This window comes from Natrinema longum (genome assembly GCF_017352095.1).
Classification (GTDB): Archaea; Halobacteriota; Halobacteria; order Halobacteriales; family Natrialbaceae; genus Natrinema; species Natrinema longum.
In genome coordinates this window covers 19,293-45,610 of record NZ_CP071463.1, presented here as the reverse complement: position 1 = coordinate 45,610, position 26,318 = coordinate 19,293, and the positions used below count along the sequence as shown (strand labels likewise).

Sequence of the window (26,318 nt, the reverse complement as noted above, 5' to 3'; positions counted from 1 at the left end):
AACGCCCGCGGACGGACCGTCAGGTGCGTTCTCAGACGGAACCGCTGTCAGTCACTCGGGACAGGGGACCTCTCAGTCCGCGCCGTAGACGAGCACGGATCGCTCGGCCGAATCGTCCGCCGATTCGATGCGGACGGGAAACTCCTGATCGCTGTCGACGTGTGGCGTTTCGTACCCCGTCGTGAGTACCGTCCGCTCCCCGCCGTCGAGGCTCACCGCGTGCCGGTCGACTCGGTCCGCGCTGTGGCCGACGATCAACTCGAGGTCCTGCCTGCCGGCGGCATCGCCGGTGTTCTCGACTGTGACGCTCACCTCGAGGAACTCGCCGGAATCGATGGGGGTGTTCGTCTCGAGGCTCACCAGTTCGAACGTCGCGCCCTCGTCGGTCTCGCCGTCGTCCGGCTCGATCTCGCGCAGACACTCACGCGCGTTCGGATTGCCGTGTGTCGATCCTCCCGTCCGATACGCCATCTCGTCGGTCGTGAGAGACGAAATAACGGTGCCGTCGCTGCCGTACGCCGGGATCTCGACGGTGATTTCGTCGTCGCTCTCGTGGACGGCGGAGTCGTCGCCGATCTCGAACACCACCGTGCCCGAGAACGGTGCGTCGACGTCCTCGCCGAAGACGAACCCGTCCTCGACCACGGTGTTTCCGTACAGGCCATCGTCGTAGAACCCCGTACTCGCGAAGGCGACATCGTCGGCTTCGAACGAGCCCGTGATCTCTGCCCGGGAACAGGAGGGAAACGAGACGGTTCGCTCCGAACCTTCGCTCTCGGCGTCGCTCCCCACAGCGGAATCGTCGTCGGTCTCCGTCCCGGTTCCGGTGCCACCGGACGAATTCGTGTCGCCGAACGAATCGTCCGTGGTCTCGCCCGGTTCGTTTCCGGCCCCGTTCGCGGCGTCCGATCCGTCGAGACCCGCGTTGAGACAGCCTGCAAGTCCGAGTCCGACTCCCGAGACGCCGATGAAAGTCCGTCGTTCCATAGCCGGAGGAAGCATATCTCACAGCATAAAGATGTCGCAGATATGTTATATCTGATTACAGTCATGGATCTGTGAGGGACCGTCCGCAACGGCGGACCATCGGCTCGAGACGGAATGCCCCACGACATGACATCCGGCGGAGAGCCCGTCGATTACAGCACGAACCGCGTCGCGTTCCCGCGCGGCGTCTCATACGGTTTGCTGTCCCGATTTCTCGGTGGGACCGCAGGCGGTCCCAGTCCCACCGGCCCTGACGGACAGGAGACCGTCTCAATCGGTCGACTCCTCGGCCTCCGGGACGACCTCGCTCACGATCACGCTCGAGATCCGCGTCCCCTCCACGTCCTCGACGGTCACCTCGTAGCCGTCGGCTTCGATCGCGTCGCCGATTTCCGGTGCGCGGCCGAGGCGACTCAACACGAGGCCGCCGATGGTGTCGAACGCATCGCCTTCGAACGCCGTACCGAGGAGTTCGTTGACGTCCGCCAGGGAGACCCCGCCGTCCATGGCGTAGCGGCCGTCGGGGAGTTCGTCGACCGAGGGCTCCATTTCGGCGACGTCGAACTCGTCTTGGATCTCTCCGACGACTTCCTCGATGACGTCCTCGATGGTGAGGATGCCCTCGAAGGCACCCCACTCGTCGATGACGACGGCCATCTGGACGTTCTGCCGACGGAATTCCCCGAGAACCTCGTCGATCCGTCGAGTCTCGGGGACGATGATGATGTCTCGAGCGAGATCGTGAGCGGTCGGTTCGTCGCCGCCGTCCGCGGTCTCGATGGCCTGCAGCACGTCTTTCGCGTGAACGAATCCGACGACGGGCTGGTCAGCCTCCTCGTCGACCACGGGGAACCGGGTGTAGGTCCCGCTGGCCGCCACGCCCCGGAGCTCCGAGAGTGGCATCCCGGCGCGGACGGTAACGACGTCAGGGCGGGGGATCATCACCTCTCGAGCGACCGTGTCGCTGAGGTCGAAGATCGATTCGATCATCTCGACTTCCGCCATCTCGACGGCACCCTGTCGGCCCGACTGGGAAACGATCCGCAGGATCTCTTCCTCGCTGTGACTCTCGTCGCGCTCGGAGGCCGGCGCGACGCCGATGAGTCGGGTGAAGAAGTTCGCCGTGCCGTTGAACACGATAATCCCGGGGATGAAGATGTAGTAGAAGAACTTCATCGGCGCGGCGACGAGCAACGCGATCCGTTCGGCGTCGGCGATGGCGAGGGTCTTGGGCGCGAGCTCCCCGAAGACGACGTGTAGGAAGGTGATGATGCTGAATCCGATCGCGATCGACACGAGATGAAGCGTTCCCGCGGGGAGCATCGGCCCTAACACGGGCTCGAGAAGCGAAGCGATGGCGGGTTCACCGACCCACCCCAGCCCCAGCGAGGCGATCGTGATCCCCAGCTGGGTCGTCGCGAGGTAGTCGTCCAGGTTCTCCTCGGCCTCCTGGACGAGTTTCGCCGACGACCGGCCCTCGTCGACCAGGGTCTGGATCTGCGTCGGCCGGATGCGGACGTACGCGAACTCTGCGGCGACGAAAAAGCCGTTCAGGAAGACCAGGAAGAAGGCAAAGAGGAGTCGCCCGAACGAGAAGGCGAGATCCGCCGCTACCATCGTTCCCTCCGTGACGGCTGTGAGCGGTTCGAGACCGGCGATATACGGGCGGACTCGCTCCGTGTTCTACGGCCGATTCGATCGTCCATCGGGTTCGAATCGGCGGAACGGCACGCATCGCTTGGCGACGGGGCGACAGCGATACTCCCGTCGCCCGTGTCAACGACCATACGTGCAGTTGGCACACGGCTTACAAAACCGTGGCGCTGGCGATCGATGACGGACGGCAACCGACGGTTCCCCGGACCGCCGAGTGCGCACAGCCGTCTCGGCGAGCGCTCGAGCGCTGTTTTCCGCATCGACTGCCGACCGGATGCCGGAGCGGATAACTGCCCGGAACTCGAATACCGGTTATGAACGTCGCGATCGTCACCGTCGGCGACGAGATTCTCGCGGGGTCGACGACCAATACCAACGCGTCGTGGCTGGCCGAGCGGATCACCGAGCGGGGCAGCACAGTACAGCGAATCCTGACGATTCCCGACGACCGCGAACTCATCGCCGACTCCGTCGCCCGGTGGAGCGACGAGTTCGACGCCGTGATCGTCACTGGCGGGATCGGCGGGACCCCCGACGACGTGACCGTCGAGGCGGTCGCCGACGGCCTCGAGCGCGAGTTCGTCGTCCACGGCGAGATTCGAGCGGGGTTGATCGAGAAGGCGGCGGCGTTCCGGGAGGAAAACCCCGACCTAGTCGAGGAGTACGAGCTCCATCTCGATATCGATGCCGCGGCCTCGATCCCGGAGGGTGCGACGCCCATCGTCGTCGACGAGGGGTGGGCACCCGGCTGCGTCGTCGAGAACGTCTACGTCTTCGCCGGCATCCCCGACGAGATGCGGGCGATGTTCGACGCGGTGGCCGACGAGTTTCAGGGCGATTCGACCGCGGACACGCTGTACACGCCGGCACCCGAGGGATCGCTGCACGACGTACTCGAGGGCGTCACCGACCGGTTCGACGTTTCGGTCGGGAGTTATCCGCGAAGCGAGAACCGGCCCGGGCGGATCCGCGTCTCGAGTACCGACCCGGAGACGGTCGAGGCGGCGATCGCGTGGCTCCGCGAGCGCGTGGAGACGACCGCGCCACCGTCCGCAAGCGAGTAGCGGTCGCGGGGAACCCGATCGACCCTGTCTCGGGCCGACGTCAGTCTCCCCGTCGGTCTTCGACGATCCGCACGAGAACCGTCGCGAAGCCGGCGACGGCGAGGACGAACCGTTCGCCGGTCGCCGCGATGGGGAAGATCCGTTCGACGGCGGTCGCCGATTCGTCTCGAGTGGGATCGAACCCGGTCCTGTAGTGGGTGTTTTCGGTGGTCCCGCGGGCCGTCGACTCGGCTACGGTTCCGGCATCGAGTTCGACGAACGTCTGGACGAGCCCGCGCTGGTCGGTCACGAGGAGCGATCCGGACAGGTCGTAAAACCGGTCGTGGACCGGCCAGAAGAGGTTGACGCCGTTGAAGAACGCGTCGAACAGCACGTGTGCGAAGAGCAGTCCGGCCAAACTGGCCCACGCGATGCGGTGGCCGTACTCGCCCCACCGGTCCCGGACGATCGATCGATCGCGGATCGCACCGTCCCACAGCAGGGCGGCGGCGGGGACGAGGACGATCCAGAGGTTGTGAAAGGCCGCGCGGTGGGTGCCCGGCACCACGATGCCGACCAACGTGTCGAGATCCAGCACGGCGCTACACGCCATCACGATCGCGATCGCCCGCGTGTCGAACTCGTCGCCGAGCAAGGCGACCCCGATCAGTCCTGCGAACGCGACGTGGACGACGGTCGATGGCACATCCCACCGACTCGAACCGCGGGGGCTTGACTGTTGGGGCATTCGACACCGCGACGGACGACCCGAGTAGACGCCGGTCGTCGACGTTCGTTCCGCCTCGAGACGACCACTTCGTCTTCGGTAGCTACTTGGACCGACCGCTCGACCGACGGATATGGGCGGACGCGGACCGAAACGAGAACTCGCGGAGAAGATCGCCGGTGAGATCACGTTGAGCGACGATCCCGGTGCGACCCTGCGCAAGTGGCGCACCGACTTCAACGTCTCACAGACCGACCTCGCGGCCGAACTCGAGGTCTCGTCGTCGGTCATCTCCGACTACGAGAGCGGCCGCCGCGAGAGTCCCGGCATCGGCGTCGTCGGCCGACTCGTCGAGGGGTTGCTCGCGATCGACGAACGCCGCGGCGGCGAGCGCATCCGACAGTACGGTCGCGTCCTCTCGGCGGGCTTCGAGAGCGATGTCGTCTACGATCTCCGCGAGTACGCTACGTCCCTTCCCCTCGAGAGGCTCTACGACGACCTCGAGGCGACCGAAATCGCCTCGAGCAGTACCGACAGCGTCAGCGGGCACACCGTTATCGACAGCATCAAAGCGATCACGCGCCTCTCGAGCGAGGAGTTCTTCCGGCTCTACGGGCAGAGCACGAACCGCGTCCTCGTGTTTACGGGCGTGACGCGCGGGGAGTCGCCGCTCGTGGCGCTTCGGGTCGTCAACCCGACGCCCAACGCCGTTATCCTCCACGGTATCGACGAGGGCGACCTCTGGGACCACGCTGCCGATCTGGCGCGGATCGACGGCTACTCGCTGGCCGTGACGAACGCACCCCTCGACGAGATGCTCGAGTACCTCGTCAGTCTCGAGTAGCGTCTCGTCCGGTGGCCCAACGGTACGTACTCCCACACGGTGTCCTGCCGTTGTACGCCCGCACTTCCCTCCGCAATCAGTCGACTTGCCGGCGCACTCGCGAACCGCCTTTCGTTGTGCCGTCACTGACGGAGAGGCGTTCGTATGGGCCGCGAGTCAGGCGATCTGGTCTTCGTACTCGTCGGCGGTCAGCAGGGCCTCGAGTTCGTCGGGATCGTCGGCGTCGATCTCGAGCATCCAGCCCTCGCCGAAGGGGTCCTCGTTGACGAGTTCGGGGGCGTCGAACAGCGCCTCGTTGATCGCGACGACCTCGCCGCCGACGGGCGCGTAGAGGTCGGAAACGGCCTTGATCGATTCGACGACGCCGAACTCCGTTCCCCCCTCGAGGACGTCGCCCTCGTCGGGGAGTTCGACGAAGACCACGTCGCCGAGTTCGTCCTGTGCGAAATCGGAGATGCCCACGCGGACGACGCCGTCTGTCTCGAGTGCCCACTCGTGTGATTCTAGATACCGTCTCTCGTCTGGAACGTCGAAGCTCATTGTACTGTCTCGATGAAGGGTGTGGTTTCGACTCGTGCTTTCTTCGATTGGCCGCGGACGACGACCTGCAGCGTGGTCCCCGGCTCCGCGTACGCCACGGGCACGTAGCCCAGACCGATCGGTTTCTCGACGGTCGGACTCATCGTCCCGCTGGTGACGGTGCCGATGACCCGGCTCTCGGCGTTCGTGATGTCGTAGCCGTGTCGGGGGACGCCGCGATCGATCAACTGGAAGCCGACGAGTCGCTCGTCGACGCCTGCCTCCTCGATCGCCGCGAGCGCGTCCCGACCGACGAACTCCGTCTCGAGTGCGACGGTAAAGCCGATCCCGGCCTCGTAGGGCGTCCGCGGGTTCGACTCCGCGTCGAAGTCCTGCCCGGCGAGCAACAATCCGGCCTCGATCCGGAGCGTATCGCGGGCCCCGAGCCCGCAGGGCTGGCAGTCGAACGCGGTCCAGGTCTCCTCGGCTGCCGCCCAGGGGACGATCAGTTCGAAGCCGTCCTCGCCGGTGTAGCCCGTCCGGGCCGTCCAGCAGTCGACGCCGTCGATCGTCGCGTACCGCGCCTCGAACCGGGCGAGATCGGCCACCGATTCGTCGGTGACGCGCTCGAGGCGGTCAGCCGCGTTCGGTCCCTGGACGGCGAACATCGCGTACTCGTCGGTCCGGTTGTCGACGGTCGCCTCGAGCTCCCACTCGTTGCGGTAGCTGAGCCACCGTTCGTGGGTCGCCTCGTCGGTGCCGGCGTTGGGAACGAACAGGTAGGTCGGATCGTCGCTCTCGTCGGGGAGCCGATAGACGACGGTGTCGTCGACGATGATCCCGTCCTCGTCGGTGATCGCGGCGTACTGGGAGTCGCCGACCGCGAGCCGCGAGACGTCGTTCGACGTCAGGCGTTGCATCAACGCCGTCGCGTCCGGTCCGGTGACGTGGATCTGGCCCATATGCGAGACGTCGAAGACCCCGACGTCCTCCCGGACAGCGGCGTGCTCGGTCTGGATCGAATCGAACTCGACCGGCATGTCCCAGCCGCCAAACTCCGTGAACTTCGCCCCGCGCTCGTCGTGTATCCCACGTAACGGCGGCGTCTGAAGCGGCATACTCGAGCTATCAGCCGCAGCGTAGTAATGTCTTTTCGTCGGCCAGCGACCCGCGTCCCTCGTAACTGGCGTGGAGGAAGCGCGCTGGACCGCGGTGAACGAACGAGACAACGAGTGCCTCGGAAAACGAATCGCGCGAACCGACGGTTCCACGAACTGTGCGACTGGTACGAGACTAACGGTCCCGTAGACCATGTGAACGGACACGAGAGCGCTTCTCGATCCCTCTCCCGAGGCGGACCACGGAAACGAGGGCTCTCGAGGCGAACCGCGCGCGATCGACCCGCCACTGCTCGACACATAAATAATCGCGGTTACGAACTTGTAACCTGACCGTCTCCGGTTGACAAAAACATTTCATCGAACCTCCCGTACCTGCGTCGTACGATGACTGGCCCAGCACTCGAGCCGCAGGCGGACTGGAACGGGATTTACATCGACGGCGAGTGGCGTGATGCCTCGAGCGGCGACACGATCCCGGTAGAGAACCCGGCGAAACAGGAAGTGTTTACGGAGGTCCCGGCGGCCACGGAGGCCGACGTCGACGCGGCCTACGAGGCCGCCGAGGCCGCACAGCCGGCGTGGGCGGAGACCCCACGTGCGGAGCGCAACGAGATCGTCGAGAACCTGCTCGCGGAACTCAACGACAATTTCGAGGCGATCGCCGGCTTGCTCGCGACCGAAGCCGGGACGCCGGGCTATCGCGCGATGGGCGAGTTCGCGACCGCGACCGGCGACGTGGAGATGGCACTCGAACTCGAGGCCCCCGAGGAGGAGGTCCGGCCGTCGCCGTCGATCGAGGACAAGGACAACCACATCGTCTACGAGCCGGTCGGCGTCGTCGGCGTCATCTCGCCGTGGAACTTCCCGCTGCATCTCACCCTCCGTGCGGTCGCCCCGGCGATCGCGCTGGGCAACACGGTCGTCCTGAAGCCCGCGACGGACACCCCGATCACGGGCGGACTCCTCGTCGCGAAGCTCTGTGAGGCCGCGGGCGTCCCCGACGGCGTCATCAACGTCGTCACCGGTCGTGGCTCGGAGATCGGCGACCGAATGGCCGGGCACCCGACCCCACGGGTTGTCTCCTTTACGGGCTCGACGGCCGTCGGCAAGGGCGTCGCCGAGCAGGCCGGCAAGAACCTCGCGCTGCCGGCCCTCGAACTCGGCGGTAACGCGCCGTTCATCGTCACCGACGACGCCGACCTCGAGAAGGCCGCCCGCGCCGGCGCGTTCGGCTCCTTCTTCCACCAGGGCCAGGTCTGTATCTCGATCAACCGGCATCTGGTCCACGAAGACCGCTACGACGAGTACGTCGACTTGCTCGTCGACCACGCCGAGTCGCTCGTGATCGGCGACCCCTCCGAAAACGACGACGTGACGTTCGGCCCGGTCCAGAACGAAACCCAGCGCGACGACCTGGTCGACTTCATCGAGGGCTCGCTCGAGGCGGGCGCGACCCTCGAGACCGGCGGCGAGGCCGACGACCTGTTCGTCGAACCGACGGTCCTCTCGGACTGTACCAACGACATGCCGACGGCGTGTAACGAACACTTCGGCCCCGTCGCGCCCGTGATCCCGTTCTCGGACGACGAGGAGGCGATCGAACTGGCCAACGACACCGAGTACGGCCTCTCGGCGTCGGTCTTTTGCGAGGACGCCGAGCGTGCCCGCGACCTCGCCGATCGGGTCGAGGCCGGAATGGTCCACATCAACGACCAGCCGATCAACGAGGACCACAACGCGCCCTTCGGCGGCGTCAAGCAGTCCGGGCTCGGCCGCTACCACGGCGAGTGGATCGTACAGGAACTCACCGAGCCAAAGTGGATCTCCGTCCAGGGCGAGGAACGCGATTACTTCGTCTTCGAGTAATCGTCCTCGAGTCCGTCGGAGATATAGATCTCTCGCTCGGACTATCGTCGCATCGGATTCGGTATCGGTTCGACGGGGATATCGAACCGACGTCGTTATCGACCCCGTTCCTCGAGTCGGAGCCTGTACTCGCCGCTCCCGCTGACCGCGTGTATCTGGAGCCGGATCTCCTCGTCGCCCTCGAGCGAGACCGTGATCGATTCGCTCGTGCCCGCGTCCGCGGACGACGCGTCGTGATCCCACCTGGTGGGTTTGCTGCCGTCCGTGGTCACGTAGAGATCGAAGTCGGTGTCGTCAGGCCCCTCGAGCGTGATCGTCGCCGAACATGGGTCGGCGGCGTTCAACGAGTAGCTGTAGCGGTCGCTCTCGCCCCACCAGCCGCTGCCATCGAGGGAGCCGCTCGCGCTCGCGGTGATCGTCTCGTCGCCACACTCCCCAGGGTCGTCCTCGTCGGGGTCGGTCTCGTCGGGGAACGGATCGGTCTCGACCGCTGCAGCCGCATCGACGCGGCCGTACCCCTGTTGGGTATCGCGGAGGCCGAGATCGACGGCGGTCGCCCGAAGGTGCTCGCGGAGTTCCGCCCGCGAGAGGTCCGGATGGGCAGACAGGGCGAGCCCGGCGACACCCGCGACCACCGGCGTCGCCATCGACGTCCCCGACATTCGGCTGTAGTCGTCGCCGGTGACGCTCGAGACGAGCCGATTGCCCGGTGCGGCGAGTTCGATCGCCGATCCGGTGTTGGAAAACGAGGCGAGCGAGTCGTCGGCCTCGAGTGCGGAGACGGCGACGACGGTGTCCTCGTTCGCGGGCGAGAAGACGCGATCGTTCCCCTCGTTGCCGGCCGCACCGACGAGGAGCGCGCCCTGATCGGCCGCGTACTCACAGGCTGCGGACAGCGTCTCGTAGGAGCCGTCGACGCCCAGCGAGAGGGTGATGATGTCGGCACCGGCGTCGGCGGACCACTGAATCCCATCGGCGATGTCCGAAAGCGAGCCGACCCCGTTTTCGTTCAGTGCGCGAACCGACAGGAGCGAACAGTCGCTGATACCCGCGTGGCCGATCCCGTCGTCCGTGCCGCCGGCGGCGATCCCGCCGACGTGGGTTCCGTGATCCTCGCCGCCGGTCGGGTACGGGTCGCCGTCGTCGTCGACGAAGTCCGCACCGATCCGATCGTCGACGACGCGCTCGAGTGCGGGGTGGTCGTACTGGATTCCCTGATCGACCACGGCGATGACGACGTCCCGGCTCCCGCGCGTGGTCTCCCAGGCCGACTCGCAGTTGACCTGCTGGGGGGCGTGCTGAGAGTCGTAGTAGGGATCGTCGGGCTCGAAAAGCGTCTGGACCGTGACGTTGGGTTCCGCGTACTCGACGGCGGGCGAGTCAGTGACCGCGTCGAGAAACTCGTCGCGGGCTCGATCGGGCGCGTCCGATGGGAACGAAACGACTGCGTAGCGAATCGTTTCGTTCGTATGAACCACGTCTGCGTTCCCGGGAGCGGCGGCGCGTGCTTCACCGGCTACATCCGAGGCCGAGGGCGAGATGCCGAGGACGATCTCGTCGTTTTTCGGTCCCGGATCACGGTCGGGCGTTGCACTCGTGACACCGGACGCACCGATCAAGCCGCCGATAGCGATCGACCCGACACCAGTCAGGATCGATCGGCGGTCGTGTGTGCGATCGGCGTCGCCGTCCGGTGGACGCTTCTGTGTCATGGGACGACAGTCATCAATACCTGAAATTAGTAAACTCTTATCGAACTATGAGTGATTTATTTGAGAAATAATCGGGACTATGGTGATAGAACAAAACACAATTCGCGAATAGTGCGTGAGCATATGAAGCCGATCAGTTATCACAACCGATCGAAACCCGAGAAACGGGCTTTGGGTTTCCCGAAACGATACGACGAGTTACCGAACTGCTCCTGTCAGTGACCTCGAGCGGTGGCTGTGGTCGGCGAGTCCGAGGTGACGGGTTCTATCGGCCTCGCTCTTCGACGCTCACCGTGTAGGAACCGCTGCCGCTGTATCGCCTGACGAGGATACCGAACTCCTCGTCGCCGCTGAGATCCACGTCGATCGATTCGGTCGAATCGCCGCCGGCCGACCGTTCATCGTAGTCCCGCTGCGTCGGCGTTCGTCCGTCGAGGGTCAGGTAGAGATCGAAGTCCGCAGTCCCCGGCCCCTCGAGGGTGACGGTGGCGCTACAGGGGTTCGCCGTCTTGAGTGTATACGTGTAGGTGTCGCTTGGATTGCCCCACCAGCCGCCGCTGAGTTGGCCCTCTCCGCTGGCCGTGTTCACTTCGTCGCCGCATTCGCCGGGTTCGGGATCCGGGTCCGGGTCCGGATCGGGGGTCGTGCCGGGCTCGGTGGTGACGGCGTTCCCAGCGTCGACACGACCGTTTCCTTGTTCGGTATCGTCCAGACCGATGTCGACGGCCGTCTCGTTGAGGTGCGTCCGCAACTCCTCGTTCGAGAGATCCGGCCAGGCCGACAGCGTCAGTCCGGCGACGCCGGCGACGACCGGCGACGCCATCGAGGTACCGCCGAAGGTATCGTAGTCGTCGAAGGGAATCGTCGAGAGGACGTCGCCACCGGGTGCGGCCAGTTCGATTTTCGGACCGACGTTCGAGAAGTCCGACAACGTCTCGCCCTCGTCGAGCGAGGAGACGGCCAAAACGGTGTCGTAGGCGGCCGGATACGAGACTGGGCTGCCGTAATCGTTGCCGGCGGCCGCGACGAGCAACGAACCCTGCGAGTTCGCGTACTCACAGGCCTGTCGCATCAGGTCCGTCTCACCGCCGCCGCCGAGGGACATATTGATGATATCTGCACCCTGATCGGCCGACCACTGGACCGCGTCGGCGATGTCCGAGAGCGACCCACCACCACCGGACCCGAGCGCGCGGGCCGAGAGGAGCGAACAGTTCGAAACACCGGCGTGACCGGTCCCGTTGTCGGTGCCGCCGGCGGCGATCCCGCCGACGTGCGTACCGTGGTTTTCGCTCGCGTCTACCGGATACGGATCGCCGTCGGCGTCGACGAAGTCATCGCCGTTGTTCGAGACGCTGTCGTCCATGTTCTCCGCGAGATTCGGATGATCGTACTGTATTCCCTGATCGACGATCGAGATCGTCACGTCCGGATCGCCGAGGGTCTCCTCCCAGGCTTCTTTACAGTTGACCTGCTGTGGCGCGTACTGGCTCCCGAAGCGCGGATCGTTCGGGGTGTACAGCGGCGACGAACCACCTTGTGCGTCCGCCGTCTCGTCGTCGGTTCCCGACTCGAGAGGCTCGGCATCGAGTGCCTGGTAGGTGACGTTGTCCTCCGTGTACTGGACCTCGTTGACGTCCATGAGGTTTCGCTTGACGTTTTCCTTGGCCTGTATGGGAGCTTCGTCGGCCATCGCTACCGACACGTAGCCGAGCGTTTCGTTCGTGTGTACGATATTCGCGTTGCTCGGGAGTTTCGGCCCGACTGCCGCTTCGATGTCCGAAACGTCGGAGTCGACACCGACGATCAGTTCGTCCTTTTTTGGCCCTGGTTCGCGTCCCGGCGTTGCGGACGTAACGCCGCCGAGACCGACAAGCGCACCGAACGCGCCGACTGCTTCGAGGAGCGACCGTCGATTCACGTACGAGTTGTTGTCCTCAGGCATGATGCAAATGAAAGAATTACACACTTGTATTAAAGAATTTTTAAACATAGTATTGTTTAGTTCAATATAGTTAGTTATGGTATGATATGTCGAGAGAGGCGCTATTGCTATTAGATACTACCGGGATGCGATCTTCGGTCCGCAGTTTTAGTAGATAATAAACCAAATAGCTGTTTATTCTGGCTTCTGTAACGTGTATTTTCGCTCCGCTCACCGGTATCGAACCGATTTCGATCGGGACTCCGGTCGAGCCGGCAAGAATAGCGACGACGCTGGCGTTTCGCCACACCTATCTCCGGGCGCGGGAAAAAGCGGGCAACTGACTATGTTCGACCGCGTTCGTACCCGTCTCGCGCCCGATACCGAAACCGAGCCGGCAGTGGGGTTGTTCGTCGACGGGCCGAACGTCTTCCGCGACGAGTTCGATGTCGATCTGGACGATCTCCGCGAGACGGTCCGCCGGCTCGGACGGGTCGGCGTCATCCGTCTCTACCTCGACGAACACGCGACTCCCGGTCTCATCCAGGCCGCCGAGGCCCGGGGCTTCGAAGTGATCGTCACCAGCGGCGACGTCGACGTCAAACTCGCGGTCGATGCGACCGCGTTCGCCGGCGAGGGCACCATCGACCGGCTCGCGATCGCCTCGCGGGATACGGATTTCAAACCCGTCCTCGAGTACGCGGGCACCGTCGGCGTCGAAACGATCGCGATCGCACCGGGATCACACGGCCGTTCGGACGCACTACAGAACGCGGCCGACGATGCAGTGACGCTCGACGTCTGAGGGAGTCTCGAGGCGTTTTATCGGTGGTTTAGTTGTTCCCAGGCGGACTCACGCCGTCTCCGCTCCCGAATACACTGATACGGCCTCGTATTGACGTAGGGACGGACGAGAAGCGATGCCCTCCCCTCTCGATCCCGTCTTTCCCATACCCACGGCGCAGCGACGCAGTTGGCCCGCTGTCTGCGCCTTTCATAGCTACTATGCCGTTTGAAAGTCAACTGTCACGCTCCGATGACGCAGGAATTAGGTCCCCTCGCTCGAGAGCTATCCTTCCCGTACTACGAGGATGCCCTTCCGGCGCATGATCGGTTCCACGCCAAACGGGTCCGTGACGTCTCGATTCGGTTAGCGAACGAGTGCGAGGGCACTGTTGATAGAGACGTGCTGTCAGCGGCGGCTTGGTTACACGATATCGGCCGGCCGCGAGAACGAAGGGGAGAGATAGAAGATCACGGAGAGTGGGCCGCAGCTGAAGCGTCAGCACGTCTCGCGGCTGAATCGGTGCCGTCCGATCGCATCGAGGCGATCGGTCACTGTCTTCGATCACACAGTATTCGAACGTCCTCTCCGGAGCCAGCGACGCTCGAAGCGAAGTTACTCTTCGACGCGGACAAGTTGGACGCCGTCGGAGCACGTGGTCTCGTTCGGCTGGCCTGTATCGTCGGGGAACGGTCAGGTCGGACGGGCGGAAAATACGCTGTTATCGACGATACATCTGCTCTCGAGATGGAGCCGTCGGATGGGCCGGACGTCTCGCTCCTTCGAGAGTGGGCCAAAGAACGTCTCGATGCACTGTATACGCCCCCCGGACGCCAGCTTGGAACCGCTCGATGGGATTTTATGGAGGAGTTTTTCGTGCAGTTCAGCGCAGAACTCGGCGTTGAAGGAAACGCATAACGCTACGCAGTTGCGGTTCCGTTCTGGCGTGACAAATCATCAGAGAGGTTGTCTGAAAGCCGTCTAAGCGATCCTCGTTCCCGGTTCGGAGCCGGGAACGCTATTCCGCGTAGGAACTCTGGCCGACGATCTCGATGAACTCGCCGCGACCGGTTGCGGCCGCGTCGTCGAACTCGGTCACGCGGACCCGCACCTGCTTCTCGATTGTTTCCGGCCCGGCGTCCTCGACGATCAGTTCGGTGTCGCCGATATATGCGCGACCTGCCGTGCCGTTCGACTCCGCGATGAAGACGGTGACCTCGCTTCCGGGCTCGAGGGAGGGGCGAGACGTCCGGAACCGCCAGCCTTTGAGGTACTTTTCGAGGAAGCTCATACGCGAGCCACCTCCTCGGTCTCGCGATCGGTAATGTACTCGCGGCCGAAGCCGGTCAGTGCCGCGAGGACGAAGACGGCCACCAGCAACCACCCCTGGAAGACGAAGGGAACGACGTCGATCGGCGTGACGAGCATCGACTGGTCGAGCCACTCGTACTCTCCGGGCAGGGTTTGCATCGCGCCGTACCCGGCGAGAACACCGCCCGACCACGGGAAGATGTAGCCCATGGCAGCGGTCTGGCCGTCCAAGATGTTCGCCCGGCGGTAGCCGTTCAGGTTGAATCGCTCTCCGATCTTCGAGATGTACGGGCCGATCGCGACCTCGGCGGCCGTGTTGATCGTGATGATCGCATTGATCAGCGCCGCAGTGGCGACCATCGTGAGTTCGGCGTTGCGGACGCTGGTCGCGAGGTTCTCGATCGACCACTCGAGGAGGACCTCGAACGCGCCGCCCCGGATCATGATCTGGGCCGCGCCGATGATCAGGAGGACGAGGATCGAGAGTTCGAGGAAGCCGGCGACGCCGTTCATCAGGCTTCCGGTGACACCGACTGCATCGGACTCCTCGACGATCGTGAGGATCGGCAGGGACTCGAGGGGTTGGGCCAGCGGCGCGTCCGCGGGCGCGTTGAACATGACGATGTCACCGAGGGTCGTCAGGTCGAAGACGAGGTTGAACGCGACGGCGATGACGATCCCCCACGAGATCGCCTCGACGATGTGGCGGCCGGCGACCGCCGCACCGATCACGGCGAGCATCGAGATCACGTGGACGAGCCCGATCGCCTCGCTTCCCTCGAGGAAGATCGACTGGGCTTCCGCACCGATCTCGAGGCCGTCCATCGCGCCGCCGGCGACGATGTAGCCGAGGAAGGAGATCACGGCGGCGATGATCACGTACTTGAACCGCGAGGCGACGACGCCGCCGATGTCGGCGTCCTGCGTGACGGCGCTGACGATCGTCGTGTCGCTGACGGGCGCGAGGTTGTCGCCGAAGATCGCTCCCGAGAGGATCGCGCCGAACATGAGGACGGGATTCGCGCCGAGCAACACGCCGGCCGGGAAGAAGAGGCCGACGAAGGCGACGCTCGCACCGTAGCCGGTCCCGATCCCGGTCGTGAAGACGGCAGCGAGGACGAACGTGATCGCCGGGAACAGCGCCGCGCCGACGCCCGCAGTGTCGGCCAGCCAGACGAGGCCGCCGACGAAGCCGCCGTCCTGCAGGAGCTGGGCGAACATGCCGGCCCAGATCCACGCCACGATAGCGGTCACCGCGACTGGCTGGGTCATCCCCTCGAAAATCGTGTTGGCGTACGATTGCCAGTTCCCGCGGACGAAGAACATCCCGACGATGAGCCCGACCAGGATCCCGACGATGAGACCGCCCGTATCGCCGATTCGCCAGAGGGCGGTCTGGACGATGGCCCACAGAATGAAAAACGCGATCGGAAACGCGCTCATTCCGCGGCCGCCGTAGAACTCGACTCGCGGTCCGTCGCCGGTCTCCCCGCCGATGAACTGGTCGGACGGATCCTCGTCGGATGGCGTCGCTCCGTTTTCGCTCATAGTCGATCACTCATACTGAAACACGTTCGATCTATCTGGATGGGTCATAATAACCATTGTTGACAAAACTGAGCCGCTGTGAGGGTCGTCCACCATCGGTGTCTGAGCCAATACGGGTGACGGCTATCATTTATCCATCGACTTCGATCCGGCCCGCGGCGGACACGGGACGTCGGTCCCGGCCGGCGTTCCGCCCGAAAGTCGGAGGCTATTCCAGCGTGGCTCGCCCAGTCGCACGTATGATCGACGATCGGCCGGTACTGGACGATCACCTCCACCTCGACCCGGACAACAATCGCGGCATCGATGCCGTCAGAGACTTCGCTCGCGTCGGCGGCACCCATCTGCTCGTCGTCAACAAACCCTCCTGGCACCTCGGCGTCGAGGCCGAGACCGGCGAGGACTTTCGTGCGGTCTTCGATCGGACGATCGAGATCGTCGACGACGCCTCGAGCGAACTCGCGGGGCGGGCGTGGCCGGTGTTGGGCGTCCACCCCGGACTGATATCGCGGCTGGTCGACGAGCGCGGCATGTCGCCCGCGGATGCCCGTGATCTCATGCAGGCCGGACTCGACGTCGCGGCGGAGTACGTCGAGTCGGGCGAGGCGCTGGCCCTGAAGTCCGGTCGCCCACACTACGAGGTCGAGGACGACGTCTGGGCGGCCTCCAATGCGGTCATGCGCCACGCCTTCGAGCACGGAGCAGCCCTCGAGTGTGCCGTCCAGCTCCACGCGGAGGCCAGTGAGGACATGACCGAGGTCGCGGAGTGGGCCGAGGATGCGGGGCTGCCGTCCCGTCGCGTCGTCAAACACTACGCGGGCGGCCGCCTCGAGGGCCCCACGCCGAGCGTGATGTCGAATAAAGACCGCCTCGAAACCGCCGCCGAGCGCGGCGAGCCGTTCCTGATGGAGACCGACTACATCGACGATCCCGATCGGCCGGGCGCGGTACTCGGTCCCAAGACGGTTCCGCGACGGGTCCGGTGGCTCCTCGAGAACGGCCACGAGGAGGCGGTCCGGATCGCCCACGTCGAAACGCCACGGCGAGTCTACGGCATCGACACGGAAGCGACCCTCGAGCGAGACGGATAATAACTATTAGGGTCGCTCGAGCGAAGGTGTCGACGGAGTGAAGGCGGCCTTGATGGGCGTCCGAGCGGCTGTATGCTGATACTAGCCGACCAACCTGTCCACCCAAACATTCAGTTTCGACGGCTAGTGTAGAGAAAGGCATTTCAAGCGGCCGGTGTAGGTGTCTGTATGAGCAATCCCCCGACCGAGTTCTACTCGGAGGAACGCTGGCAGAACTGGATCGATCGCATCAAAGACGAAGACATCGATCCGGAAGACGAATCCTCGGCGCGGCTCCTGTTGAACCTGCAGGACGACACGGCGATCGCGATCGCGAAGATCGTCGCCGCCTACGACGACGGGGAACTCGAGCAAGAGGACGCACTCGAGGAGATCAACGACGTCCGCGAGATCGTTCTCAGCGAGATCGACATCGAAGACGAGGAGAAGTTGATCCTCGTCGACGGCGTCCAGACGAGCCTGGTCTGTGTCTTCTTCGCCGCCGAGGAGTACGTCGCGAACGGCCCGGCCGAGGACGGCAGCGTCGGCGACTATCTCGGCGCTGCGGCCGACGCCGAAGCCGAGGAGGATCTCGACGCCGCGCTCGGCTACGCGGCGCAGGCGGGGACGCTCATCATCGACGACCAGGACCTCGACATGACCGTCGCCGAGGACCTCGAGTACGGGCTGGTTACCGAATGGATCAACGGACTCGATAGCCTCCAGAGCGCGATGAGCGATCCGGAAGTCGTCGAGGAAGACGAGTAGCGCGGTCGACGGGTTCGACCACGGCGTCGCCTCGAGAAGCCACCAGACGTTTAAGCCGTGGTGACTATTCTCGCCTATGTCACACCGGGGAGACGAGCGTGCAGTCACCGTCCAGATCGGGGCGGTCCTCCTGCTTGCGATCCTCTTCGCCGCGCTCGCGCTCTACCAGGTCAACGTCGTTCCGGCCCAGAACGGCGCGATCGAGAGCGAACACAACCAGCAGGTCCACGGCGAACTGCAGGACTTGCGGAACGCGATCCGTAACGTCGGGACGAGCGGCGGTTCGGAATCGGTCTCGGTCACCCTGGGCACCCGGTATCCGCCCCGAACCTTTCTCACCAACCCGACGGACCCGACGGGAACGCTTCGAACGAGCGAGACCGGAGCCGTCGGTATCGACAACGCCGAATTCGACGGCAGATACACAACGACTGCAGACGAGCTTCTGGGGGAGGACTTCGAGACGCGGACACTCAGCTACGAGCCGTCGTACAACGAGTACCGCGACGCACCGACGACCCGGCTCGAGCACGGGTTCGCGTTCAACGAGTTCAGCGACGCGTCGGTCGCGCTCACCGACCAGCCCCTGATCGACGGCAACCGGCTCACGATCGTCCTCGTCGAGGGTAACCTGTCGACGTCCTCGAGGGGCGCGACGGCCGTCGATACCAGGATCCTGAGTGGGCCCACTGATCCGATCGCCCTCGAAGACGACGGCGACAATATCACGATCACGGTTCCGACGGCGTCGCCGAACGCGTGGAACGAATCGATCGGGACCGAGTTCGGGCCGGCCTCCGGGGCGGAACACGCGAGAGTCACCGGCTACGCGGACGGCCAGCTGAGGGTCGAACTCGAGGGTGACACGGAGTACGAACTCCGGATGGCTCGCGTCGGCGTCGGTGATGCGAGTGTACCGCCGGACGACCCGTTCGATATTCGGGAGGAACCCAGTCTCCCGACCGACAGTCCGGAATACCGCGTCGATTGGCAGGATCCCTCCGGGCAGCCCGGCGTCGACGACGATAACTGCAGTTCCGATGCCTGTGTCGTGACGGGTGATGCCGAGTTGACGATGGAAACGAACGACGTCGCTGCCAGAACCGGCGTCGACTACGCGGTGAACGACACGAGTGCCGGCACGCTCACGAGATTCGCTGGAACGACCGCGGATGACGGAACGGATACCACGACGTTCGAAATCGATCCGGATGCGAACGACGGCCAGCCAGTCGCCGTCTACACCTCGAGCGGCGGCGACAGTGATCGAATCGACCTCACGATCTCCCGGGAGGGTGGTCCCACCGCGGACCAAGTCCTTCAGCCGGTTGAAACGCGAGATACCGGCGACCGGCTGGTGTTCCGGCTGGAAAACACCGGCAGTGAGCAGGTCACCGTCGAGCAGTTCGCGGTCGACGCAACGGCGATCGACGGCGGGATAACGTACGGCAATGGGAACGCAGATGAGGTGACGATCTTCCGGACGAGCGTACAAGACGGTACAGCGGGACGGAACAACGATCCCTTCCCCGCAGACGGGACGCGATACGACATCGAAGCCGATAGTCAGGGAAATCAGGGTCAGTACGCCACGCTCGGCGTGGACGACGACGATGTCGAGGTCGATATCAGATACTTCAATCAGGACCTCGGAGCACTCGAGACGGTCGATTCCGCTGCCGATGCGGACCTGACTGTCACGCTGGTACTGAGCGACGGAACCGAGCAGCAGTTCTATTTTCAGCAACAGTGAGTCAGGGCTCACTCTCGAGTCGATAGCGCCAATAGTTCGACGATCGTCGAAACGGCGAACGACAATACCTTGTACCGTCACCTGTATTGACAACGTATGACTGCAGTCGGTATCGACGCCGTCGAGATCTGGACCGGGAACCTCAAACTCGACCTTCCCGGCACGTTCGCCCCCGAAAAGGGCGAAGACCCGGAAAAGTATACGAAAGGGCTCGGCCTCAACGCCAGTTCCTTTCCTGATAGTTACGAGGACATCGTCACGATGGGTGCGAACGCTGCCCACCGTCTAATGGAACGTAAAGGCCTCGAGCCCGACGATATCGGCCGTATCGACGTCGCGACCGAGAGCGCGTTCGATAACTCGAAGCCGGTTTCGACGTACGTCGCTGGCTGCCTCGAGCAGGTCTACGACGGGGACTTCCACCACGCGAACAAGGGCGAGCGGAAGTTCGCCTGCATCGCGGGAACACAGAGCCTTGACGACGCGTACAACTGGATTCGCGCGGGCCGCAGTCGCGGTCGCTCCGCGCTGGTCATCGCGACCGACACGGCGCTGTACGCACGGGGCGACGACGGTGAGGCGACGCAAGGTGCCGGTGCCGTCGCGATGCTCATCAGCGAGGACCCGAACCTCGTCGAACTCTCCGCCGAACAGGGGTACGGGTCGGCCGACGAAACCGACTTCCTCAAACCCAACCAGCAGTTCCCGTCCGTCGACGGCAAACGCTCCGTGCAGGTGTACCTCGCGCGGATGCGCGAAGCCCTCGAGGACTTCGAGAGCGTCGCGGGCGAGGTCCACGAGGAGGACTTCGTCTACGCGCCCTTCCACACCCCGTTCCCGGGCATGGTCCGGAAGGCGGCCCTGTTGGCCTACCGCCACGTCATCCGCGATACGGAGATCGAGGACGATCTGGCCACGGAAATCGGTCGGCAGCCCCGCCCCGAGGCGTTCGACTCCGACGACGAGTACCGCGACGCCCTCCGGGAGTACATGGATTCGCTGAAACGCACCGACCGCTACGCCGAGTGGTACGAGGCGACGATCGATCCGACGCTGACGATCGCCCGCGAGGTCGGCAACTGGTACACCGGCTCCGTTCACGTCGCCCGCGCGAGCGCGTTGAAACACGCCCTCGAGAGCGACCGCGAGATGACCGGTAAGAAACTGCTCATCGGCTCCTACGGCAGCGGTGCCCAGGCGGAAATCCACTCGGAGACCGTCCGGGACGGCTGGGCCGAGGAGATCACGGCGTTGAATATCGACGAACAGCTCGCCGAGCGCTACGAGATGACGTGGGACGACTACGAGGAGATCCACGACGCCCACAACCACGAGATGGACGTCGACGTCGAGGAGTTCACGACGCCAAGCGAGGAGTTCGTTTTCGACGGCTGGGGCCGCATGGGCGAGCGGAAGTACCGATACGTCGAATAACGGCCGTTTTTCCCGGATAGCTTTGGGATCGAGTCCGTCGTAGGAATACCAGTCCCGGCGTCTCCTGTTCGGAGACCCAGTCACCCCGGCTCGTTGTATCAGTGGACTAATTTATAGGGCTGACATATCCCTGAATATGTCAGACAGTCCCGATCCCCCCGACTGGATCGTCGAGCAACCCGGGTTGACGGCGGTCGCACTACTGAGTGGGCTTCTCGCACTGTTCGTTCTCCTGCCGTATCTCCAGTACGTCCTCTTCGGTGTCGTCCTCGCGTATATCATGTTTCCCGTCCAAGAACGCCTCGAGCGATACGTGAGACCCACGTTCGCAGCGATCGGGGTGGTGATCGCCACGTTAGTCGTCGTTTTGATCCCACTCGTCTACATCCTCTCGGTCGCCGTCGGACAGTCGCTTCGGGTCGTCCGTTCCATTAGGCAGGGAGCGGTGGACATCGAGACGATCGAGGAGGTTCTCGAGACAAACGGCTACGCCGTCGATCTCATCGATCTCTACGAATCGAATCAGGGCCGAATCGCGACCGCCATCCAGGAGGTCACGTCGGGCGCGATCGATATCCTCGGCACCTTGCCGAATCTCTTCATCGGGTTGACGGTCACGCTGTTCGTCCTCTTTGCGCTGTTACGGGACGGCAAAGAACTCGTCGCGTGGTTCCAGTGGGTGTTGCCGATCGACGACGAGATCCTGATGGAACTGCGCACGGGGCTGGATCGACTCATGTGGGCGTCGGTCGTCGGCAACGTCGCCGTCGCAGGCATTCAGGCAGGGATGCTCGGCGTCGGGTTAGCGATCGCCGGCGTCCCCGCAGTCGTCTTCCTCACCGTCGCGACGTTCGTCCTGACGTTGCTCCCGCTCGTCGGTGCGTTCGGGATCTGGATCCCGGCAGCAGTCTACCTGGTCGCGATCGGCCGGCCGACTGCCGGTGGGGCGATGGCCCTCTACGGACTGCTCGTCACGTTCTCGGATTCGTACCTCCGTCCCGCGCTGATCGGTCGGACCAGCGCGTTCAACTCCGCGACCGTCGTCGTCGGCATCTTCGGCGGACTCGTCGTCTTCGGTGCCGTCGGGCTGTTCATCGGCCCCGTCGTCCTCGGCGGCGCGAAACTCGCGTTCGATTGCTTCGCTCGAGTACAGACCGGAGATCCCCCGCCCGGAGCCGCTCCCGAGAGCGAGGATCCGGATGCTGATACCGTGGGTCCGACCGACGAAACCGAGTCGACGACCGATTCGGACGGAGACGGCGACGCCGACTCGTGACCGACTGTCGGTGCCTCGTGCTGCCGCAGACGTCGCCCACTGTGGCTCCGTCGGATCGAGCGGGAGAACCGGAGTGCGTCTCGATCGATAGTTCATTCGTTCACGGACGCGTGTCCAACGGTATCAGTCGTTTTTCCACTTCCCCGGCTTCTGGCCGTGGATTTCGCCTTTCGCTTGCCGCCGGCTCGGCCGGACTCCGAGGGCGAGTACGCTCCCGAAGAAAACGCCCAGGAGTACCGCCACCAACGTGCCAGGAACGCCGGGGAGTTCAGCGGCTTCCGTCCAGCGTTGTTCCGGCGTGAACAGCGTGACCTTGAATATCCAGCCGACTACGGCCACCGAGAACAACAGGCCATAGACCCGTCGTATCCGCCGGGAAAGCGCTTCCCAACTCGAGACCTTGAACGTCGGATGTCTGAGATCGTCGCTGAGCTCTTCGCGCCAGGCGGGATGTTCGACCCCCGTCGGTTCCAGCGCGTTCGCGAACACGTTCTCCTGAACGAAGCGGACGCGGGCGCGCCAGTGGTCGTAGAACCGGTACCGACGCACCTCGAATATCAGGAAGATCGACAGGACGAACATCCCGATCAGGAGCAGGAACGCCGGCATGTTCCGGCTCGAGAAGACGAGCGAGAGCACCGCAGCCAGCAGCGTGATCGCCCAGTCGGTCGTCCGATCGATCCGATCCTGTGCGGTGGTGGCCTGGCTGACTTCGCCGCGGTAGAAGTGTGGGAGGACGCCGAGCAGCGAATCGGTATCGCCGGCGACCGTCGCACCGATCTCCTGGTCGCCGCGATCGAGTGGCCCGTTACGGTCGGCTCGGTCGTCCCCGCCGTCCCCCTCGAGCGAGCCGTCCCGACGGTCGCGATCGGTCGGCCCACGAGCGTCGCTTTCGTCGACCATGGCACCGTCCGACACCGCCGTCGTGCATAGTGGTCCGTGTAGCGACTGCAGGGGGCCGCGGTGGCAGCGTGGATTAGGGGACCGACCGGCGTGCTCCCAAACGGGTGCGTTCATTACCCCCTGGCCGCTAGAGGCGGGTATCGTGTCTCGGATCGAACGCTGTAATCGACGCGGGTGGGGACCGACCGGTCCGATCGATCGAGACGACTGCTAATCATGCACGGATCACACGTCACGGGGAGTCCGTACGCTCCCCACACGGAGGAGGACCGCTCGGCGATGCTCGAGGCGGTCGACGCGGCGTCAGTCGAGGAACTCTTCGATATCCCGGCCACGATCGAGTTCGAGGGAGAGTTCGATATCGACTCGCGGACGGAACGGGAGACGCGGCGGCTGGTGCGGTCGATTCTGGGTCGCAACGACGACCAGACGGAACTGCTCGGACGCGGCCACTACGGCTACTACGTCCCGTCGCTGGTCGACCACCTCGCGGATCGCTCGGAGTTTCTCACGTCCTACACGCAGTATCAACCCGAGATCTCCCAGGGATTCCTGCAGGCCCTGTTCGAGTATCAGTCGCTGCTGGTCGAACTAACGGGTCTCGAGGTCGCCAACTGCTCGATGTACGACGCCGCGACCGCACTCGGCGAGGCAGCGACGCTTGCCGAGCGGGTTCGCGCCACCACGGGCCACCGCGTGCTCGTCCCCGAACGCCTGCGAGAAGAGCGCCGAAGCACCCTCGAGAACTACGTCGCCGGCACGGCGCTCACGGTCGACACGTATCCGGCCGACGACGGCACCGTCGATCTCGCGGGGCTCGAGGAACTCGTCGACGAGGACGTCGTCATGCTCTACGCCGAGAACCCGACGGTTCGGGGAACGATCGAGGAGAGTCTCGCGGAAGTCGGCGAACTCGCCGCGGCCAACGACGCCCTCTTTACGCTGGGGTCGGATCCGATCGCGCTCGCCCTGCTCGAGCGACCCGCCGACGTCGGTGCGGACGTCGTCGTCGGCGACGCGAGCGTCCTCGGGCTTCCGACGAGCTACGGGATGGGTCTGGGGCTGTTCGCGACCCGGGAGGAGTTCCTCCGGCAGGTCCCCGGTCGGCTGGTCGGGGCGAGCGAGGACGCGACCGACCGCCGGGCGTTCACGCTCACCTTGCAGACCCGCGAACAGCACATTCGGCGGGAACGCGCGACGAGTAACATCTGTACGAACCAGGCCTGGGTGGCGCTTCGGACCGCCATGCACGCCGCCGCGCTCGGACCGAGCGGGATGGTCGAACTCGCGAAACGAGACGTCCGGCGAGCGCGGGCGCTCGCGGCGCGTCTCGACGACATGGTCGGAATCGAAGCGCCGGTTCACGACCGGTACCATCTCCGGGAGTTCGTCGCCCACGTCGACCAGCCCGCTCGAGCCGTCGCGGGCGACCTCGAGGACCGCGGCTTCGCGGTCCACGTCGTCGGCGACCACGAGATACAGGTCTGTATCGCCGGCGTCTCCGACGAGCGGATCGATCGCTTCGCCGCGGCCCTCGAGGAGGTGACACGATGACCGGCGACCGATCCGACGCTCCCGGCGACGACGACGCACAGTCGGGGTACGATCAGGCACGATACGTCGAGAACGGCGAGTACGAGCCGCTACTCTCGGAGAAAGACCGGACGCGAGTCGAGATCGGCGGCGGCGATGCGACCGATACCGACGGCGCGGGCGACTCGCCCCTCCCCGACGACCTCACACGCGACTCCCTCGAACTCCCCGAACTCTCCGAGCCGGAACTGGCCCGCCACTACACGCGTCTCTCCCAGATGATCTACGGGATCGACAGCGGTCCCTACCCGCTGGGATCGTGTACGATGAAGTACAACCCGAAATTCGTCGAAGACGTGGCCGCGTTGCCGTCGGCTGCCGTCCACCCCGATCGATCCGAGGGATCCGTCCAGGGGACCCTCGAACTTCTCGCTCGCCTGCAGGACTACCTCGGTCGCATCGGCGGGATGGACGCGGTGACGCTACAGCCACCCGCCGGCGCAGCGGGCGAGTTCGTCGGGATTCGGGTCGCCGCGGCCTACCACGAGCACAACGGGGAGGGTCATCGGGACGAGGTCATCGTTCCCGAGAGCGCCCACGGGACGAACTTCGCCAGCGCCGCCCTCGGCGGCTACGACGTCGTCTCGCTGCCCAGCGACGACGAGGGCCGGGTCGACCTCGAGGCGCTCGAGGCTGCCCTCTCCGAGAATACCGCGGCGCTCATGCTGACCAACCCGAACACGCTCGGCCTGTTCGAGCGCGACATCGAGGAGATCGCGGACATGGTCCACGGCGTCGGCGGGTTGCTCTACTACGACGGGGCGAACCTGAACGCGCTCCTCGGACGCGCTCGGCCGGGCGACATGGGCTTCGACGTGATGCACTACAACGTCCACAAGACGTTCGCGACGCCCCACGGCGGCGGCGGACCGGGTGCCGGCCCGGTCGGCGTCGCCTCCGACCTCGCACCGTTCTTGCCCGCACCCCGCGTCCGCGAGCGCGACGAGCGGTCGACGACCGGTGAGCCGATCTACGAACGGTTCGACCCCGAACACACCATCGGCAAGGTTCACGGCTTCGACGGCAACTGGCTGGTGCTCGTCAAGGCCTTCGCCTACATCGCCCGCCTCGGCGACGAGGGGCTCGCGGACGCCAGCGCCTCCGCGGTGCTCAACGCGAACTACCTCGCCGAACGGCTCGAGTACGACGTCCCCTACGGTCCGTTCCACCACGAGTTCGTCGCCAGCGCCGGCGACCAGGACGCGGCCGATGTCGCGAAGCGAATGCTCGATTATGGCGTCCACCCGCCGACGACCAAGTGGCCCGAGATCGTCCCCGAGGCGCTGATGACCGAACCGACCGAAGTCGAGAGCAAGGCCACCTTGGATCGCCTCGCGGCCGCGTTCAACGCGGTCGCCGACGAGGACGACGAGACGCTCGCGGCCGCCCCGGAACGGACGACCGCCCGCCGGATCGACCAGACGAGCGCCGCACGAACCCCGCGGCTGTCGTGGCAGGCGCTCGAGGACGACTCGTAAC

Annotated in this window: 22 protein-coding genes; 12 read left to right on the top strand and 10 right to left on the bottom strand. The window is 64.8% G+C overall.

Translation table 11 applies throughout. The annotated features are described in order from the left end of the window. Nucleotides 1-72 precede the first annotated feature (72 nt). Nucleotides 73-987, bottom strand: coding sequence for a hypothetical protein (locus J0X27_RS00205; RefSeq protein ID WP_207270507.1), 915 nt, complete (start codon nt 985-987; stop codon nt 73-75). A gap of 270 nt (nt 988-1,257) precedes the next feature. Beyond that, nucleotides 1,258-2,604: a hemolysin family protein gene (locus J0X27_RS00200; protein ID WP_207270506.1), complete on the bottom strand. Its 1,347-nt coding sequence runs from the start codon at nt 2,602-2,604 to the stop codon at nt 1,258-1,260. A 353-nt stretch (nt 2,605-2,957) separates the two neighbouring features. Here J0X27_RS00200 and J0X27_RS00195 point away from each other — a divergent pair, with 353 nt between their 5' ends. Next, nucleotides 2,958-3,707, top strand: coding sequence for a competence/damage-inducible protein A (locus J0X27_RS00195; protein WP_207270505.1), 750 nt, complete (start codon nt 2,958-2,960; stop codon nt 3,705-3,707). Between the two features lie 40 nt (nt 3,708-3,747). On the opposite strand, the gene J0X27_RS00190 is transcribed toward J0X27_RS00195, so the two are convergent. After that, entirely contained in the window at nt 3,748-4,392 is a 645-nt protein-coding gene (locus J0X27_RS00190; RefSeq protein WP_207270504.1) for a metal-dependent hydrolase, read from the bottom strand. A 154-nt stretch (nt 4,393-4,546) separates the two neighbouring features. Here J0X27_RS00190 and J0X27_RS00185 point away from each other — a divergent pair, with 154 nt between their 5' ends. Further along, a complete protein-coding gene (locus tag J0X27_RS00185) occupies nt 4,547-5,257 on the top strand; it encodes a helix-turn-helix domain-containing protein (protein WP_207270503.1) in 711 nt (236 codons plus the stop codon). Between the two features lie 156 nt (nt 5,258-5,413). Here the strand turns inward: J0X27_RS00185 and gcvH are convergent, their stop codons facing one another. Together gcvH and gcvT are read right to left on the bottom strand one after the other, a co-directional pair. Further along, complete coding sequence (gcvH, locus tag J0X27_RS00180; protein ID WP_207270502.1) at nt 5,414-5,797, bottom strand: glycine cleavage system protein GcvH; 384 nt, start codon at nt 5,795-5,797, stop codon at nt 5,414-5,416. After that, a complete protein-coding gene (gene gcvT, locus J0X27_RS00175) occupies nt 5,794-6,894 on the bottom strand; it encodes a glycine cleavage system aminomethyltransferase GcvT (protein ID WP_207270501.1) in 1,101 nt (366 codons plus the stop codon). Before gcvT ends, gcvH begins: the two co-directional genes overlap by 4 nt. 387 nt (nt 6,895-7,281) lie before the next feature. On the opposite strand from gcvT, the gene J0X27_RS00170 reads away from it, so the two are divergent. Beyond that, entirely contained in the window at nt 7,282-8,763 is a 1,482-nt protein-coding gene (locus J0X27_RS00170) for an aldehyde dehydrogenase family protein (RefSeq protein ID WP_207270500.1), read from the top strand. 95 nt (nt 8,764-8,858) lie between these two features. On the opposite strand, the gene J0X27_RS00165 is transcribed toward J0X27_RS00170, so the two are convergent. Together J0X27_RS00165 and J0X27_RS00160 are read right to left on the bottom strand one after the other, a co-directional pair. Then, nucleotides 8,859-10,475 carry a S8 family serine peptidase gene (locus J0X27_RS00165; protein WP_207270499.1) on the bottom strand — a complete coding sequence of 539 codons (1,617 nt, stop codon included), beginning with the start codon at nt 10,473-10,475 and terminating at the stop codon, nt 8,859-8,861. A gap of 265 nt (nt 10,476-10,740) precedes the next feature. Beyond that, nucleotides 10,741-12,420 (bottom strand): S8 family serine peptidase, encoded by a 1,680-nt coding sequence (locus tag J0X27_RS00160; RefSeq protein WP_207270498.1) that lies wholly within the window; start codon nt 12,418-12,420, stop codon nt 10,741-10,743. A gap of 325 nt (nt 12,421-12,745) precedes the next feature. Here J0X27_RS00160 and J0X27_RS00155 point away from each other — a divergent pair, with 325 nt between their 5' ends. Both J0X27_RS00155 and J0X27_RS00150 read left to right on the top strand, forming a co-directional pair. Further along, nucleotides 12,746-13,204: an NYN domain-containing protein gene (locus J0X27_RS00155; protein ID WP_097379007.1), complete on the top strand. Its 459-nt coding sequence runs from the start codon at nt 12,746-12,748 to the stop codon at nt 13,202-13,204. Nucleotides 13,205-13,435: 231 nt separating this feature from the next. Beyond that, nucleotides 13,436-14,101: an HD domain-containing protein gene (locus J0X27_RS00150; RefSeq protein WP_207270497.1), complete on the top strand. Its 666-nt coding sequence runs from the start codon at nt 13,436-13,438 to the stop codon at nt 14,099-14,101. A 100-nt stretch (nt 14,102-14,201) separates the two neighbouring features. Here J0X27_RS00150 and J0X27_RS00145 read toward each other — a convergent pair whose 3' ends face one another. Both J0X27_RS00145 and J0X27_RS00140 read right to left on the bottom strand, forming a co-directional pair. Continuing rightward, entirely contained in the window at nt 14,202-14,474 is a 273-nt protein-coding gene (locus J0X27_RS00145; protein WP_207270496.1) for a DUF7513 family protein, read from the bottom strand. Next, nucleotides 14,471-16,042 (bottom strand): Na+/H+ antiporter NhaC family protein, encoded by a 1,572-nt coding sequence (locus J0X27_RS00140; RefSeq protein ID WP_207270495.1) that lies wholly within the window; start codon nt 16,040-16,042, stop codon nt 14,471-14,473. The genes J0X27_RS00145 and J0X27_RS00140 overlap by 4 nt, the downstream gene beginning before the upstream one ends. A gap of 239 nt (nt 16,043-16,281) precedes the next feature. Between J0X27_RS00140 and J0X27_RS00135 the strand changes: the two genes are divergently transcribed. The 5 genes from J0X27_RS00135 (at nt 16,282) to J0X27_RS00115 (ending at nt 22,343) form a co-directional block, all read left to right on the top strand. Then, a complete protein-coding gene (locus tag J0X27_RS00135; protein ID WP_207270494.1) occupies nt 16,282-17,133 on the top strand; it encodes a TatD family hydrolase in 852 nt (283 codons plus the stop codon). A 168-nt stretch (nt 17,134-17,301) separates the two neighbouring features. Further along, nucleotides 17,302-17,880, top strand: coding sequence for a DUF2150 family protein (locus J0X27_RS00130; protein WP_097379002.1), 579 nt, complete (start codon nt 17,302-17,304; stop codon nt 17,878-17,880). Between the two features lie 76 nt (nt 17,881-17,956). Next, on the top strand, nt 17,957-19,633 hold the full coding sequence (locus tag J0X27_RS00125) for a hypothetical protein (RefSeq protein ID WP_207270493.1): 1,677 nt from the start codon (nt 17,957-17,959) through the stop codon (nt 19,631-19,633). A gap of 96 nt (nt 19,634-19,729) precedes the next feature. Continuing rightward, on the top strand, nt 19,730-21,067 hold the full coding sequence (hmgB, locus tag J0X27_RS00120; protein WP_207270492.1) for a hydroxymethylglutaryl-CoA synthase: 1,338 nt from the start codon (nt 19,730-19,732) through the stop codon (nt 21,065-21,067). A 136-nt stretch (nt 21,068-21,203) separates the two neighbouring features. Then, nucleotides 21,204-22,343: an AI-2E family transporter gene (locus J0X27_RS00115; RefSeq protein ID WP_207270491.1), complete on the top strand. Its 1,140-nt coding sequence runs from the start codon at nt 21,204-21,206 to the stop codon at nt 22,341-22,343. 123 nt (nt 22,344-22,466) lie between these two features. Here J0X27_RS00115 and J0X27_RS00110 read toward each other — a convergent pair whose 3' ends face one another. Next, nucleotides 22,467-23,246, bottom strand: a complete 780-nt coding sequence (locus J0X27_RS00110) for a DUF2270 domain-containing protein (RefSeq protein WP_207270490.1) — start codon at nt 23,244-23,246, stop codon at nt 22,467-22,469. Between the two features lie 216 nt (nt 23,247-23,462). Between J0X27_RS00110 and gcvPA the strand changes: the two genes are divergently transcribed. Then, entirely contained in the window at nt 23,463-24,800 is a 1,338-nt protein-coding gene (gene gcvPA, locus J0X27_RS00105; protein WP_207270489.1) for an aminomethyl-transferring glycine dehydrogenase subunit GcvPA, read from the top strand. Continuing rightward, the gene (gcvPB, locus tag J0X27_RS00100) at nt 24,797-26,317 is read left to right on the top strand and encodes an aminomethyl-transferring glycine dehydrogenase subunit GcvPB (protein WP_207270488.1); all 1,521 of its coding nucleotides are present in this window, start codon (nt 24,797-24,799) and stop codon (nt 26,315-26,317) included. Before gcvPA ends, gcvPB begins: the two co-directional genes overlap by 4 nt. The last annotated feature ends 1 nt before the right edge of the window (nt 26,318 follow it).